Annotated in this window: 8 protein-coding genes, 1 tRNA gene, 2 rRNA genes and 3 pseudogenes (1 of these 14 cut by a window edge); 7 read left to right on the top strand and 7 right to left on the bottom strand. The window is 63.1% G+C overall.

Annotation, left to right across the window (positions count from 1 at the left end; translation table 11 throughout):
* The 3 genes from JHW40_RS17880 to JHW40_RS17870 all read left to right on the top strand — a co-directional run.
* Positions 1–2,527 (top strand): 23S ribosomal RNA (locus tag JHW40_RS17880); it begins 323 nt to the left of the window's first position.
* Between the two features lie 90 nt (positions 2,528–2,617).
* A 5S ribosomal RNA gene (gene rrf, locus JHW40_RS17875) occupies positions 2,618–2,732 on the top strand.
* A 66-nt stretch (positions 2,733–2,798) separates the two neighbouring features.
* Positions 2,799–2,875: transfer RNA gene (locus JHW40_RS17870), tRNA-Met, on the top strand.
* A 563-nt stretch (positions 2,876–3,438) separates the two neighbouring features.
* Here JHW40_RS17870 and tnpC read toward each other — a convergent pair.
* The 3 genes from tnpC to tnpA form a co-directional block, all read right to left on the bottom strand.
* Positions 3,439–5,004, bottom strand: coding sequence for an IS66 family transposase (tnpC, locus tag JHW40_RS17865; RefSeq protein ID WP_272848971.1), 1,566 nt, complete (start codon positions 5,002–5,004; stop codon positions 3,439–3,441).
* Positions 5,005–5,072: 68 nt separating this feature from the next.
* Complete coding sequence (gene tnpB / locus JHW40_RS17860; RefSeq protein WP_119752217.1) at positions 5,073–5,426, bottom strand: IS66 family insertion sequence element accessory protein TnpB; 354 nt, start codon at positions 5,424–5,426, stop codon at positions 5,073–5,075.
* On the bottom strand, positions 5,426–5,842 hold the full coding sequence (tnpA, locus tag JHW40_RS17855) for an IS66-like element accessory protein TnpA (protein ID WP_119752218.1): 417 nt from the start codon (positions 5,840–5,842) through the stop codon (positions 5,426–5,428). Before tnpA ends, tnpB begins: the two co-directional genes overlap by 1 nt.
* 51 nt (positions 5,843–5,893) lie before the next feature.
* Here tnpA and JHW40_RS17850 point away from each other — a divergent pair, with 51 nt between their 5' ends.
* Together JHW40_RS17850 and JHW40_RS17845 are read left to right on the top strand one after the other, a co-directional pair.
* The gene (locus tag JHW40_RS17850) at positions 5,894–7,219 is read left to right on the top strand and encodes a hypothetical protein (protein WP_090614660.1); all 1,326 of its coding nucleotides are present in this window, start codon (positions 5,894–5,896) and stop codon (positions 7,217–7,219) included.
* Positions 7,185–7,859, top strand: a pseudogene (locus JHW40_RS17845) (phage major capsid protein); the annotation flags it as partial. The gene JHW40_RS17850 and the pseudogene JHW40_RS17845, both read left to right, overlap by 35 nt.
* 771 nt (positions 7,860–8,630) lie before the next feature.
* Here the strand turns inward: JHW40_RS17845 and JHW40_RS17840 are convergent.
* A pseudogene (locus tag JHW40_RS17840) lies at positions 8,631–8,966 on the bottom strand (prohead protease/major capsid protein fusion protein); the annotation flags it as partial.
* Positions 8,967–9,123: 157 nt separating this feature from the next.
* Positions 9,124–10,221, bottom strand: coding sequence for a phage portal protein (locus JHW40_RS17835; protein WP_244519281.1), 1,098 nt, complete (start codon positions 10,219–10,221; stop codon positions 9,124–9,126).
* Between JHW40_RS17835 and JHW40_RS17830 the strand changes: the two are divergent.
* Positions 10,159–10,461 (top strand): annotated as a pseudogene (locus JHW40_RS17830) (antitoxin of toxin-antitoxin stability system); the annotation flags it as partial. The gene JHW40_RS17835 and the pseudogene JHW40_RS17830 sit on opposite strands and share 63 nt — an antisense overlap.
* 14 nt (positions 10,462–10,475) lie before the next feature.
* On the opposite strand, the gene JHW40_RS17825 reads toward JHW40_RS17830, so the two are convergent.
* Positions 10,476–11,939: a Fic family protein gene (locus JHW40_RS17825; RefSeq protein WP_244519282.1), complete on the bottom strand. Its 1,464-nt coding sequence runs from the start codon at positions 11,937–11,939 to the stop codon at positions 10,476–10,478.
* A 318-nt stretch (positions 11,940–12,257) separates the two neighbouring features.
* Here JHW40_RS17825 and JHW40_RS17820 point away from each other — a divergent pair, with 318 nt between their 5' ends.
* Complete coding sequence (locus tag JHW40_RS17820) at positions 12,258–12,548, top strand: hypothetical protein (RefSeq protein WP_170851888.1); 291 nt, start codon at positions 12,258–12,260, stop codon at positions 12,546–12,548.
* Positions 12,549–12,716: 168 nt separating this feature from the next.
* Here the strand turns inward: JHW40_RS17820 and JHW40_RS17815 are convergent, their stop codons facing one another.
* Positions 12,717–13,835 carry an NADP-dependent oxidoreductase gene (locus tag JHW40_RS17815; RefSeq protein ID WP_090614665.1) on the bottom strand — a complete coding sequence of 373 codons (1,119 nt, stop codon included), beginning with the start codon at positions 13,833–13,835 and terminating at the stop codon, positions 12,717–12,719.
* Between the last annotated feature and the right edge of the window lie 10 nt (positions 13,836–13,845).

Raw genomic sequence — 13,845 nt, 5'->3', positions numbered from 1 at the left:
CAGAATGATCTGGAAAGATCAGCCATAGTGGGTGACAGCCCCGTATGGGAAGTTTGATCGGACGTATTAAGTAGGGCGGGACACGTGAAATCCTGTCTGAAGATCGGGGGACCACCCTCGAAGGCTAAGTACTCCTTACTGACCGATAGCGAACCAGTACCGTGAGGGAAAGGTGAAAAGCACCCCGACGAGGGGAGTGAAACAGTTTCTGAAACCGGACGCCTACAAGCAGTCGGAGGGGCCCATGTTCTTCGGAACGACGGAGCCCTGACGGCGTACCTTTTGTATAATGGGTCAACGACTTGGTCTGTCTGGCAAGCTTAAGCCGTTAGGTGTAGGCGCAGCGAAAGCGAGTCTTAAATGGGCGACATAGTCAGACGGATCAGACCCGAAACCGAGTGATCTAGGCATGAGCAGGCTGAAGGTTAGGTAACACTAACTGGAGGGCCGAACCCACATCCGTTGAAAAGGATCGGGATGACTTGTGCCTAGGGGTGAAAGGCCAATCAAACTCGGAGATAGCTGGTTCTCCGCGAAAGCTATTTAGGTAGCGCGTCAGACGAATTCTCCCGGGGGTAGAGCACTGCATGGATGATGGGGGCCCACAGCCTTACTGAGTCTAAGCAAACTCCGAATACCGGGAAGAACTATCTGGCAGACACACGGCGGGTGCTAACGTCCGTCGTGGAGAGGGAAACAACCCTGACCAACAGCTAAGGCCCCCAATTCGTGGCTAAGTGGGAAAGCATGTGAGACTTCCAAAACAACCAGGAGGTTGGCTTAGAAGCAGCCATCCTTTAAAGATAGCGTAACAGCTCACTGGTCTAATCAAGAGGTCTTGCGGCGAAGATGTAACGGGGCTCAAGCCACGAGCCGAAGCTTTGGGTGCACCTTATGGTGCGCGGTAGCGGAGCGTTCTGTGATATAGAACGCTGCCTCTTTTGCGTCCCCGGACGTGACGGAGGCAATGTTCTGACTGTGAAGCCGGGCCGTGAGGCAACCGGTGGAGTGATCAGAAGTGAGAATGTTGACATGAGTAGCGACAAACAGGGTGAGAGACCCTGTCGCCGAAAGTCCAAGGGTTCCTGCTTAAAGCTAATCTGAGCAGGGTAAGCCGGCCCCTAAGGCGAGGCCGAAAGGCGTAGTCGATGGGAACCAGGTTAATATTCCTGGGCCAGGAGATGGTGACGGATCGCGGAAGTTGTCAGGCCTTATCGGATTGGTCTGGCAGCCAGGCGGTTCCTGGAAATAGCCCTCCATGAGACCGTACCCTAAACCGACACAGGTGGACTGGTAGAGAATACCAAGGCGCTTGAGAGAACCACATTTAAGGAACTCGGCAAAATACCTCCGTAAGTTCGCGAGAAGGAGGCCCCGTTGGCAGGCAACTGTCGGCGGGGGGCACAAACCAGGGGGTGGCGACTGTTTACTAAAAACACAGGGCTCTGCGAAGTCGCAAGACGACGTATAGGGTCTGACGCCTGCCCGGTGCCGGAAGGTTAAAAGGAGATGTGCAAGCATTGAATTGAAGCCCCGGTAAACGGCGGCCGTAACTATAACGGTCCTAAGGTAGCGAAATTCCTTGTCGGGTAAGTTCCGACCTGCACGAATGGCGTAACGACTTCCCCGCTGTCTCAAATGTGGACTCAGCGAAATTGAATTGTGTGTGAAGATGCACACTTCCCGCGGTTAGACGGAAAGACCCCATGCACCTTTACTACAGCTTCGCACTGGCATCAGGATTGCGATGTGCAGGATAGGCGGTAGGCTTTGAAATCGGGACGCCAGTTCCGGTGGAGCCATCCTTGAGATACCGCCCTTCGCACTCTTGATGTCTAACCGCGGTCCGTTATCCGGATCCGGGACCCTGCGTGGCGGGTAGTTTGACTGGGGCGGTCGCCTCCCAAAGAGTAACGGAGGCGCGCGAAGGTTGGCTCAGAGCGGTCGGAAATCGCTCGTTGAGTGCAATGGCAGAAGCCAGCCTGACTGCAAGACTGACAAGTCGAGCAGAGTCGAAAGACGGCCATAGTGATCCGGTGGTCCCGAGTGGAAGGGCCATCGCTCAACGGATAAAAGGTACGCTGGGGATAACAGGCTGATGATGCCCAAGAGTCCATATCGACGGCATCGTTTGGCACCTCGATGTCGGCTCATCTCATCCTGGGGCTGGAGCAGGTCCCAAGGGTACGGCTGTTCGCCGTTTAAAGAGGTACGTGAGCTGGGTTTAGAACGTCGTGAGACAGTTCGGTCCCTATCTGCCGTGGGTGTTGGAGACTTGAGAGGAGTTGCCCCTAGTACGAGAGGACCGGGGTGAACGTTCCACTGGTGGACCTGTTGTCGTGCCAACGGCAGTGCAGGGTAGCTATGAACGGACAGGATAAACGCTGAAGGCATCTAAGCGTGAAGCCCCCCTCAAAACAAGGTCTCCCTTGAGAGCCGTGGAAGACCACCACGTCGATAGGCCGGAGATGTAAGTGCAGCAATGCATTCAGTTGACCGGTACTAATGGCTCGATAGGCTTGATTTGATCCGGAAGAAGCAAGACTTCTTCCAAAGCATCCTTGGACAACAAAACCCCGCCAAAAGGCAGGGTCAACGCTGATCGCTTCTTTCCTGGTCTGGTGGCCCTAGCGCGAGCAAAACACCCGATCCCATCCCGAACTCGGCCGTTAAGTGCCGCTGCGCCGATGGTACTGCGTCTCAAGACGTGGGAGAGTAGGTCACCGCCAGACCTGGTAAGAAGCGATAATCTCTGAAACGATATGAAAAAGCACCGCAAAAAAAAGCGATGCAATCGGCGCGGGGTAGAGCAGCCCGGTAGCTCGTCAGGCTCATAACCTGAAGGTCACAGGTTCAAATCCTGTCCCCGCAACCAAAATTTCCTGCAAGAAATCAATTGCTTAGGCCGCCCACTGGGCGGCTTTTGCGTGTCGCGTCGTGTTGCAAGCCCGTCCCGACCGCTCCCCAAAGATTCCAAAGGCTTACGTCCAGCCCCGATTCCTCCGTGCAACACGGATGCGACACGGGACGAGCCGATGTTCCGCAGGCGTTCGCGGTCGATGGTGCTTGAACGCGCCGTCCCCTATCCTCAGAATGGTGAGTGGGTGTCGCGGGCATTCGGTTCGGCAGGGGTGGTTCATGGCGCGTCTTGTTTATGCATGTCGTTTTGACGTCACGGCTAAGGACGGCATAGGCAGCGTTCTTTCCACCTACACGGACTGGATCGTCGGACACTACCGAGGCAGACGTGAGCTACCCGATTTCAACTTCGAACCAGAGTCCGCAGGCGCTCCCGAGGGTCTTCCGAGCCGACATTCTCTGTCTTCCTCGACCTATCAGGACGGGGACGAGCGCGTGGTACGCATCCGCTGGTCTTTCCCCGATGACAACGATGGGGGCTTGAGGTGGGCGAACGAAGGTAAGCGCGACGTTGCGGCCCTATGCTGCGAGGCTTGACGGCTGGTTGAAGCGCCATGGCATGAGGTCTTCGATACCGCTTTGTGGGTGACCGTCGAGGATGGCGCGCAGTGTGGCGGCGAGATAGTCGACCGGGTTCACGTCGGACATCTTGCAGGTAGCGACCAGCGAGGCGAGCATAGCCCAGTTTTCGGCGCCGACTTCATTCCCGGCGAAGAGTGCATTTTTTCTTGTCAGGGCAATCGGCCTGATCTGGTTCTCGACCGGGTTGGTGTCGAGTTCCAGCATGCCGTGCTCGAGGAAGCGGATCAGTCCGGGCCAGTGCGCGAGGGAGTAGCGGATGTCTTCGGCAAGCTGGGATTTCTGCGGTATGCGCGAGAGTTGGGCTTCCAGCCAGGGTTTCAGCGCCGCGATGATCGGGGCCGAATGCTCACGCCGGGCAGCAAGGCGCATAGCGGCCTCCTTGCTCCGCACGGACTTCTCGATCTGATAAAGCAGCGCGATCTGGCGCAGCATTTCCTCGGCAATGGGTGAACCATCGCTCTCGAAGCGCTTTACGAAGCGGCGGCGGACATGGGTCCAGCAATAGACCAGTTGCCACGGGCCATTGTCGCGCGCGATCTCGGTCATCGCGTTGTAGGACTGGTAGGCGTCGCATTGCAGGAAGCGGCCGTGGTATCCGGCGAGGAAGTTCAGCGGATGCGCCTTACCCCGGCCAGGGGCATAGTGGAAGAGCACGATGGGTGGGCCAGCCCCGCCATGGCCGCGATCATCGGATACGACGGCCCAGAAGAATCCGCTCTTGGTGCGTTTCAGGCCCGGTTCCAGCACCGGCGCGCGGGTTTCATCCACGAAGATGCGGTCTGCGCCACGCAGATGGGCACGCATCTGGTTGATGACGGGCATCAGGTGGAAACAGGCGCGCCCGACCCAGTTGCCGAGTGTGCCGCGGTCCAGATCGATCCCTTGCCGCTTGAAGATCTCGGCCTGCCGATAAAACGGCAGGTGGTCACCGAACTTCGAGACGATAATCCAGGCGATGAAGAGTTCCGTGGGCAGCCCGCCGGGCACGACATGCTCGGGGGCATGGGCCTGCGCGACAGCTTGCGAGCAACGGCGGCAGGCGTATTTCGGGCGCCGCGTGACCAGCACCCGGAACTGGGCGGGGATCACGTCGAGACGTTCGGACACGTCTTCCCCGATCCTGGACATCTCGCCGCAACCGCAGGGACAGAGCGTGCTGGCAGGCTCGATCACGCGCTCAACCCGAGGCAGATGGGACGGCAGATGCCCGCGGTTGCGCTTGGGCTTGCGGGGTGTTTCCCCGCGCGCCCGCTGCATCGCCGCTTCGGCCTTTTCTTGTGCTGCCTCGAGCACACCTTGAGCAAATTCGGCATCTTCCAGGGGCAGGTTGAACTGGTCGGGCGAGAGCTTTTCGGAGCGCTTGCCGAATTTCTCGCGCTGCGCCGCGTGCAGGATATCCTGCAGCCGCCGATTGGCCTCTTGCGTCTCGGCCAGCGTCGCCTCCACCTCGGCGAGGCGGGCCTTCAGCAGGGCGTTTTCGCGCGCAAGATCAGCTGTTTCCATGGCGGGAAGTGAATCACAGGATGCCCTTGCAGGCCAGCAAAAACAGGCGTTTCGACGCAGCCTGCCAGTCACCCCGCCGCCAGCGGGCGCCGCGCCCGTTCGGGTCGGACCAGCCGCCAATCCACGCCCTCAAACAGCGCTGCAAACTGCGCTCCGGACATGCGCATGACCCCGTCGCGCACCTGTGGCCAGACGAACTTGCCGCCCTCGAGCCGCTTGTGAACCAGCACCATCCCGGTCTGATCCCAGATCAAGAGCTTGATCCGATCCGCCCGCTTCGCTCGGAACACAAAGGCGGCTCCGCAGAACGGGTCCATCCCGAACATCTCCTGCACCGCCAGTGCCAGACCGTCGATCCCCTTGCGAAAGTCGACAGGCCGGGTCGCCACGAAGACCTTCACCGGGCCGCCCTGGCCGAACATCACGACGCCGCTGCCCGTGCCGCGCGGATTGCCCGGGTCAGTTGGCCCTCGTCGACACCAGGACCCGCGCGGATGACGATGTCGCCCACCACGATTTCGAGATCAGACCCGGGGACGGCCGCCGAAGCCTCAGTCGCGCTGTCATCAACCACCAGTTCCGCGAAGAACGGCAAGGCCGCCACGCTTTCGGGCACCACCAAATTACCTTTGCGTATCTGCTTGCGCCAATCGTAAATCTGCCAGCGGGTCGTGCCGTGCTTGCGCGCAGTATCTGCGACCGTCACCCCGGGCATCATGCTCTCCGCCGCGATCCGCGCCCGCTCTGCCTTCGTCCGCCGCCGACGACCGCTTGGCCCCCCGATCACCTCAAGCCGCGAGACCCCGACGCCTATAGAGCCGTCCAATTGGACGCCCATTTTGCCGTCTCTCTCCAAATCCAAAACCTCCGCCGCACATGTGCGTGGAGAATGAAGGCATCAACTCAAAAATGGCAGGAGGGGATCGGCGTCGCGCTTACGAACGAAGTGCGCGTTGGTCAGTTTGGGGATCGCTGCGGCGTCGAACATCTCATCTCGATCGAGTCTGTCGAGTACAGCGTTGCACCGGCGAAATTGATCTTTGGGTCGCCGCGCGCCGTGCGCGATATTTGCACGAAAGCCCCCGCTTACATCGAAGAAATGCAGGTCAGGGCCGAGCCATACGTCTTGCAGCAAGATGGGCTAGATGACCTCCTTGCACTCCTAACGAGTGATCTCCGAAAGCTGCCTGTGGTTCTTCTTTCGCCCTATGCCCGCGGCGAGTCGAACCAGATCGATCCTGCGAAGCTCGCGCGCAACCTTGCTGGTGTCGCGGTGGTGGTGCGGGTCGAGGACCCCGAGTTGACGTGGGATTTTGCCGACGAGGTCGGTCGGCAACTGTCCTGCTTCAATGGAGCGGCTCGGATCTACTGGCCCGGTTTCTCGAAGGCATCTGATCCGCGAAGCCACCGCTTGTTCTTCGGGTCCTGGATCGAGCAGGTGGGGCCTGTCGTCGCCGCGAGGACAATTGAGCGCGCAATCTTCGCTGTCGCGGCGTTCCGGTATGTGCCTGACAAGAGGATTGCCGACGTAATGCGGCGCGCTGAAGCCGCAGAACGCCAGAAGGTTCTTGAGCAGAAGCGGGCGACAGGTGACGAATTCTGGGAAGACTATGAGCAAACAGTCGACAAGCTCAGGGAGGCAGAGGAGCAGATCGCGGGGCTAGAGGCGGAGAACGCCAATCTTAGGGCGAACCAGCAGGTCTTCTTTGCCACTGGACCCGAAGGCCCCGAAGAACTCCCCCAGACCGAAGCAACCGAAGAACTCGCTTTCTCTTCCGTAGCGGAAGCTGTGGAGGCTGCTGCACTACGATGCAAGAACTTGGAGATGCTCGACACGGCGACGTCCGCCGCGGCGGCAAGTCCCTTCCAACGCCCCTATGACATATACAAGGCGCTGAGCGATCTTGACGAGATTGTCGATGTCTGGAGCAAGAGCCGGGATGAGAAGGGGAGCGGTGGAGACCTTCTTCAGCATTTGCGTGATCGAGGTTGGGGAAAGCGGAGCAGCATGCATATCTCCGATACGACCCGCGGGAAGCTCCGCTCCCATTACGAATTCGAGTATCAAGGCAAGAAGCAGCTGTTCGAGCCCCACATCACTATTGGCGCCGGGGACCCGAACTCATGTGCGTCAATCCACTTCATCTTCGACCAACGGCGATTGAAGATGGTCGTGGGGCATGTCGGTAAGCACCTGCCGAACACGAAAACCTGAACCGCCGCGCTCCTTACGCCGCCGCCGTCGCCACGCCATCCAGCCGCACCGCGACGCTGGTGACGCCGTTCCCGGCCGCCTCGACCGCGGTGCCGATGGGAAGCTGAACGAGCACGGCGAGATCAAGGCCGGGACGATGGCCGAGGCGCGGGAAGCCTACAAGGTCGAGACCTGGGCACGGAAGATCGGCATCACCCGGCAGGTGCTGGTCAACGACGATCTCGGCGCCTTCGCGGACCTCGCCCGGCGCATGGGCCAGGCCGCCGCCGAGACCGAGGCGCGAATCCTCGTCACCCTCCTCGAGGCGGGCAGCGGCAACGGCCCCACCCTGTCGGACGGCAAGACGCTGTTCCACGCCGACCACGGCAACAAGGCGGGCACCGGCGCGGTGATCTCCGACGCGACGCTCTCGGCCGCACGGCTGGCGCTCAGGACGCAGAAGGGCATCGAGGATCGCACCATCCGCGTGACGCCGCGCAACCTGCTGGTCCCGCCCGCGCTTGAGACCACGGCCGAGAAGTGGCTGGCCTCCATCGCGCCCGCCACGGCGGCAGACGTGAACCCCTTCTCCGGGGCGCTCTCGCTGGTGGTCGAGCCACGGCTCAGCTCGGCAACCCGCTGGTACGTCACCGCCGAACCCGGCGAGATCGACGGGCTGGAGTTCGCTTATCTCTCGGGCGCCGAAGGCCCGCAGGTCGGCGCGCGCGTCGCGTGGGACAACACGGCGAAGGAAGTGAACACCCCGGCGGCGGGGCGGTTTCTCCAGCAGCGGCGCCTCGCCCAGCATGATCTTGTTCACCGCGCGGAAATCCCGCGCCGTAGTCTGGCGGCCGAGGCGGCGGATGCCCGAGGGCGCGGCCTGGTAGGCGTCGCGCAGCACCCGGCCCACCGTGTCCCCGAGGATGATCGGGAAGTCCGAGGTGGTGTGCAGCGCGCGGGTCACGAGGCTAGCGGGCGACAGCGCCATGGTGCTCTCGCCGCGCAGAGTCAGCAGTTCCTTCGCCATGTCGACCGGGGTCGAATAGGCGTAGCGCCGGGCCGGTTCGCTCAGCTCGTGGCGCGGGTTGATCCGGGCGTAGAGCGCCTCGCCCATCTGCCGGGCGCGCAGGGCCGGATCGTCCTGGCTCTCGCCCATCTCGACGCGGACCTGCTCGGTGCGGATCGTGGGCGCGGAGCGCTGCGCCAGCGCCTCGAAGGCCGCGCGGCGCGCGGTGTCGGGATCGGCGCCTCCGTCGATCTGTCCGTCGATCCAGGACTGGTCGAGCCCGGCGATGCGGGCGATGGAGCGGATCTCGGCGTTCGCTTCGGCGCGAGTCTCGGTGGTCGGCGCCGCGTCGGCGGCCTCTCGGGTGGTCGTCTCGGTCATCTCTGTCTCCATGCGAATGTGGGCCCCGGGGTCGGCGGGCGTCGGCACCAGGGAAATCTCGTGAGGCGTCCAGCGCATGGCGGTGAGCACGCGCGCGCCGTTCTCGACGGTCTCGGCCCAGTCCTCGACGGAGTAGCCGACCGAGACGTGGCGCAGGATGCCTGCCAGCACGTCCTGCCAGACGGGCTCCACCTCGGGTCGGGCCGAGAACTGGATGAGCGCGGTGCCGCGCTTGCCGTCCACAGTGGCGCTGCGCACGGAGCCCAGCACGTCGCGGACGGCGGTCTGGCGATGGGCGTCGAGTACACTGGCCCCTTCGAGACGCGACAGGTCGACGGCCTCGGGCGCGAGGCTTAGCCGCTCGATGTATTGCCCGGCCATGTCGCGGCGGCGCACCGGCGCGCCGGTGGACCACACAACCTCGACGGTGCGGGCCTCCGGATCGGCGGTCGCGGGCGCCAGCGTCGCGCGGCGGGTCAGAAGGCAAACGTTGTCATTCCCGACGTTTGAGCGCGTCCGTGCCGGGGTGGTCGCTGTGTCAGCCATCGGCGGCCTCCTTCTGCTGCGCCGTCGCCGTCTGGCCGAAGGCGAGCCCCAGCCCCTCCGCGCGCTCGCGGTCGGCGGCGATCTCGGCATCCACCTGTTCGGCGTCGTAGCCGCGCTCGGAAATCGCCTGGGACCGGCTCTTGAGGCCTGCGCCGATCGCCATGATCTCGGCCTGCACGTCCTTCATCGGATCGACGTAGTCGAACTTCGGCGGCAGCCATTCGCACCCGAGGTAGGCGTCCGGGTTCCGGTCGAAGTCCCGCGCGGGCAGATCGCCGGTCAGCACCGCCAGCCGCACGAACCGCTCCCAGACCGGACGGCAGAACAGGTGCACGACCACGTTGTGCTGCAATTGCTCGACCCGGCGGCGGAACTCGATCAGCCCTGCCCGGATCGAGGAATAGGTGACGCCCTCCAGGTCGCCAGAGACCAGCTCGTAGGGCAGGCCCAGTCCCGCCGCGACGGCGCGCAGGTGGTTCTTCACGAAGGGTGCGTAGGCATCGTGCTCGGTCGGATTGGAAAACCGGATGTCGGTGCCGGGCGGCAGCGGGATCAGGCTGCCGGGCTCCATGCCCACGGTCAGCGCGCCATTGGTGTTCGTGCCCGAGAGGCCGCCCGCGGTGCCGTCGGGATCGGTGATGAAGCCGGTGAACAGCGCCGCGACCTTGCCTTTGCGGATGTCTGCCGCGATCCGGGCATAGAGGCGGGCGACAGTGCGGGCGGTCGAATTGTCCGGCCAGCCCGCATAGGCCGAGGCGGGGGGCGTCAGCGGGGTCAGCCCGCTCGTATCGCCGTCGCCGCCCCGGATTGCCAGTTGCACGATCTGGCCATGGCCGGACGCGCCGCTCTCCAGCGCCCCTTGCACCAGAACCTGATCGGCGGTGGTGACCGGGATTGTCTGATCCTTATCCGTGACACGAACGGTTCCGCGGCGGTTCAACATGCGCGCGGATATCTTGCCGAAGCCGCCCAGCACCTCGTGCAGGCCGGCCAGCGTATGGCCCAGAGGAATGCCCAGCAGCGTCGCTCCGTTGCCCTGCAAGCGATCCAGCGGCGCAACTTCTATCAGCTGCGCGCCGAGGCGAGCCATCGCGGTCCCTATTGCCACGCGTATTGCATGGCAATCTCGGTCGGGCGCGACAGCCCGACCGAGCAGGACATGACCGCCGATGCCGAAGAAATCGTGATCGACGCACTGCGCAATCTGGCCCGCTGGCTTTATCGCCGGCTTGAACGTGAATACGACTATCTGTCTTCGGACGAGGTGGTCTATGCGGGCATCATCGTCAGCGGTTACACCTTCACCGAAGCCGGCCAGCGGTTCGGGTGAGCGGGCGCCACGCCTCAGAACTCCTCCTGCAACTCCGCATAGATGGCTTCGATTCGGTCGGTCTCCTCCTCGGTCAAAGCGGCGAACTCCCTGGCTCTGGCCCGTCCGGACAGCCTTCCGCCGTTCTGGTGCAGAAAGCGGAACAGCAGATCGAGTGTTCGTTCGGGCATGTCGATCAGGCCAGAGACGCGGGACTTGAACCCGTCATAGGCGCGCAGGAACCGGGTTTCCGCAGGCAGATCGATGTCGATTGTCTGTGCGACGCAGGCAAAGAGGAATTCGGCATGGGGTGTAGCGTCAAAGAAGCGATAAAAATCGCCAGTGTCGTTCAGCACCGCGACATTGCCACGCTCCGTCGGTCGCCAGTCGACATGGGGCAGCAGCCGGCGCGAATAGCTTTCCAGGACCTGACGGTAGGCCTCGATCCGCTCCAGGATCACGGCTGAGACTGGAAAGACCAGCCCGGGTGGGTTGAAGCCGCGTGCCGCGAGAACGTGGTGAATCAGGTAGCGATGCAGGCGCCCGTTGCCGTCCTCGAACGGGTGGATGTAGACGAAGCCGAAGGCAAGGCTGGCGGCGGCGAGAACGGGGTCGAGCCCCGGGGCGATGTCGCGGTCGAACCGCTCCAGTCCGGCGATCAGCGCGGGCAAGTCTTCGTGCCGGGCGCTGACGTGATCGGGCAGGGGGGCCCCGGCCGCACGGTCATGCTCCCCGATAAAGCCGCCTTCCGCACGCAGGCCCAGATGCACGAAACGCGCATCGCCGATGACGATGCGTTGCAGGCGTTCGAGTTCTGCCCGGTCGATCGGGTGCCGTCCGGCCTCGCCGATGATCTGACCCCATCGGCGGATGCGATCCTGGGGCGGGTTCTCACCCTCGATCTGGAAACTCGACCGGGAATCCTTGAGCAGCAGGAATGCCGCGGTGCGTGCCAGCAGATCGGCAGGCACATCAGCCAGCACCGCGCGCGCCTCAGCCGCCAGATCGCGGGCGATGAAGGTCTCGATTGCCGCCGTACGGAAGATCATCGGACAGAAGTCCGGGGTTCCGGGCAGGTTGTTGCGGACCCGATGCCGGGGTGAGGGGGTGCCTTCTGCCTCCCATTGCAGCTTGGCATCGATCACCGGCGCGTAGTTGCCGCGCGCGGCGTCGGGCAGATCCAGTTCTTCACCGTGGAGCCATTCGTAGAGGAACCAGATCCTGCGCGCGTAGCTGCCCGTCGGGGCAGCCTCAACAATCGCGCGGATCGTCTCCGGTCCGGTTGCCCTGAACAGCCGTTTGAGGACCGCCAGATCCAGCCCCTCGTAGCGCAGCGCGAAGGTCAGATGACCGATGAGGCCGGCCTCGGGCGCGTGGCGTGGCGTGTAGAGCCGCCAGCCGTCGGCCTCGTAGATCTTGTGGCGCGGGCCGATGGCGGAGAGCGTACGGGGCAGGGGGACCGGAAGCGCATAGGCATCGATCAACGCGGCATAGCCCACTGGTGTGGCCTGCTCCGGAAGCCAGCGCTCGTGAAAAACACTTACGGCCCCTGAAAATGGATTTCTTTGCCCGTGCTCCATGAATTTCAGATCTCAGTCCTGATGAACAGTTCAATGTCGATGTGTCGCATGAATTTTAATTACGCTCAATAAAGTGATGTGAAACCTGATTGGCCGGACGTCCCCGCCTCTGCGTGCGCAGTAGAATGGCTGAGCCTGTGAGGGAGAGGCAGAGGGGGCCGGGACAGGGGGAGCCCTGGCAGTTGAGAGAGAGCGCCGCCCGGGCTTGTCCCTCCCGCTCTCCTGAGGTTCCTCGACATGAACATCTCGTCTCCCGTGACCAATCAGGTCACGTCGCTCGCGGTCGCGCCCGCAATCCTGGCGGCCGCCAATCTCCTGTTGCCCCATCTTGAACGCGGCCAGCGCGTCGATGCCGCGGTCCTGCGCAGTGCGATGGAAACCGCTTTCGGTAGGTCCGACGCCACTGGCGCCTGGGATTGGAAACTCGCCTATGAGGCTTGCGAAGTCGCCACCGTGCTGTTCCTGCGCAAATACGGCAACGCGCTGTTCCGGAAAGCCGCATCTCCGGCTTCCTGTCGCACTACCTGATCCGGGATCGTTACGGCCGTCCGGGCAAAGGCAACGAGTGAGCCATCGAGGCGCCATCGGTTCGAGCCCGATGGCGAACGGCAATGTCGAAGCCCGAGGGCGTCACCTATCGGGAAGTCGTGGCGAACGGCGTGCCGGCCCTCTGGGTCCAGCCAGCCGTTCCCTGGATCACCGCGGCGGATCGGTCCGGGATGGATGTCCATCTTTCGGTCTCCACGCCTCGGCGGGCCGAACCGGGCTCTCGCCGGCCTTTTCGGTTTCGGCGATCCGGACGATGAGCTTCCCGAAGTTCCGACCTTCGAGAAGGCCGATGAAGGCTGCGGGCGCGTTGTCGAGGCCATCGACGATGTCTTCCCGGTAGCGAACCTCGCCCGATGCGATCCAGGCGGAGACGTCGCGGAGGAAGTCCGGATACTGGGCGACGAATTCGCGCTGGATGAACCCCCGCAGCAGGAGGCTCTTGCTCAGGATCGAGCGCATCAGCCCCGGTAGGCGGTCTGGCCCGGGGAAGCTGTCTCCTGCGTGGTTGTACTGGGCGATCAGGCCGCAGACCGGAATGCGGGCGAAGTCGTTGAGGAGCGGAAAGACCCCATCCCAGACCTTGCCGCCGACATTCTCGAAATAGATGTCGACCCCGTTGGGGCAGGCGGAGGCGATTTCCGCGGCGAAGTCGGCCGAGCGATGATCGACAACGGCGTCGAAGCCGAACTCGTCGTGCACGAAGGCGCATTTGTCCGGTCCTCCGGCAATCCCGACGGCCCGCGCGCCCTTGATCCGGGCGATCTGTCCGACCAGCGATCCGACCGGGCCGCTGGCCGCCGCGACGACGACGGTTTCGCCGGGCTTGGGTTGTCCGATGGTGAGGAGGCCGGAATAGGCGGTGAATCCGGGCATGCCGAGAACACCTAGCGCGGTGGTGACCGGTGCCAGCGACGGGTCGAGCTTTCGCAATCCGCTGCCGTCCGAGATCGAGAAGCTCTGCCAGCCGGAATAGGAGAGGACGATATCGCCGCGAGAGAAGCCGGGATGGCGCGACTGAAGCACCTGCGCGACCGTGCCGCCCTCCATGACATCTCCGACCTCGACCGGTTTGGCATAAGACTTCGCGGCGCTCATCCGACCGCGCATATACGGGTCCAGCGAGAGATAGAGGGTTTTCAGCAGGACTTCGCCTTCGGCCGGGTCAGTGGCGAGCAGGTCTTCGAAGCTGAAGTTCTCAAGCGATGGAGCACCCTCCGGCCTCGATGCGAGGAGCACGCGGCGGTTGATGAGCGAGGGTGTCGTCATGTGGTTTACT

This window comes from Paracoccus alcaliphilus, from assembly GCF_028553725.1.
GTDB classification, from domain to species: Bacteria; Pseudomonadota; Alphaproteobacteria; order Rhodobacterales; family Rhodobacteraceae; genus Paracoccus; species Paracoccus alcaliphilus.
Note: the sequence above shows the minus strand (reverse complement) of the source record. Positions and strands in the feature narration are given on the sequence as shown.

Bases quoted from the DNA above. Each gene is read 5' to 3' on its own strand.
- tnpC (WP_272848971.1), bottom strand. From the start codon at position 5,004: ATGGAAACAGCTGATCTTGCGCGCGAAAACGCCCTGCTGAAGGCCCGC.
- tnpB (WP_119752217.1), bottom strand. From the start codon at position 5,426: ATGTTCGGCCAGGGCGGCCCGGTGAAGGTCTTCGTGGCGACCCGGCCT.
- tnpA (WP_119752218.1), bottom strand. From the start codon at position 5,842: ATGGGCGTCCAATTGGACGGCTCTATAGGCGTCGGGGTCTCGCGGCTT.
- JHW40_RS17850 (WP_090614660.1), top strand. From the start codon at position 5,894: ATGAAGGCATCAACTCAAAAATGGCAGGAGGGGATCGGCGTCGCGCTT.
- JHW40_RS17835 (WP_244519281.1), bottom strand. From the start codon at position 10,221: ATGGCTCGCCTCGGCGCGCAGCTGATAGAAGTTGCGCCGCTGGATCGC.
- JHW40_RS17820 (WP_170851888.1), top strand. From the start codon at position 12,258: ATGAACATCTCGTCTCCCGTGACCAATCAGGTCACGTCGCTCGCGGTC.
- JHW40_RS17815 (WP_090614665.1), bottom strand. From the start codon at position 13,835: ATGACGACACCCTCGCTCATCAACCGCCGCGTGCTCCTCGCATCGAGG.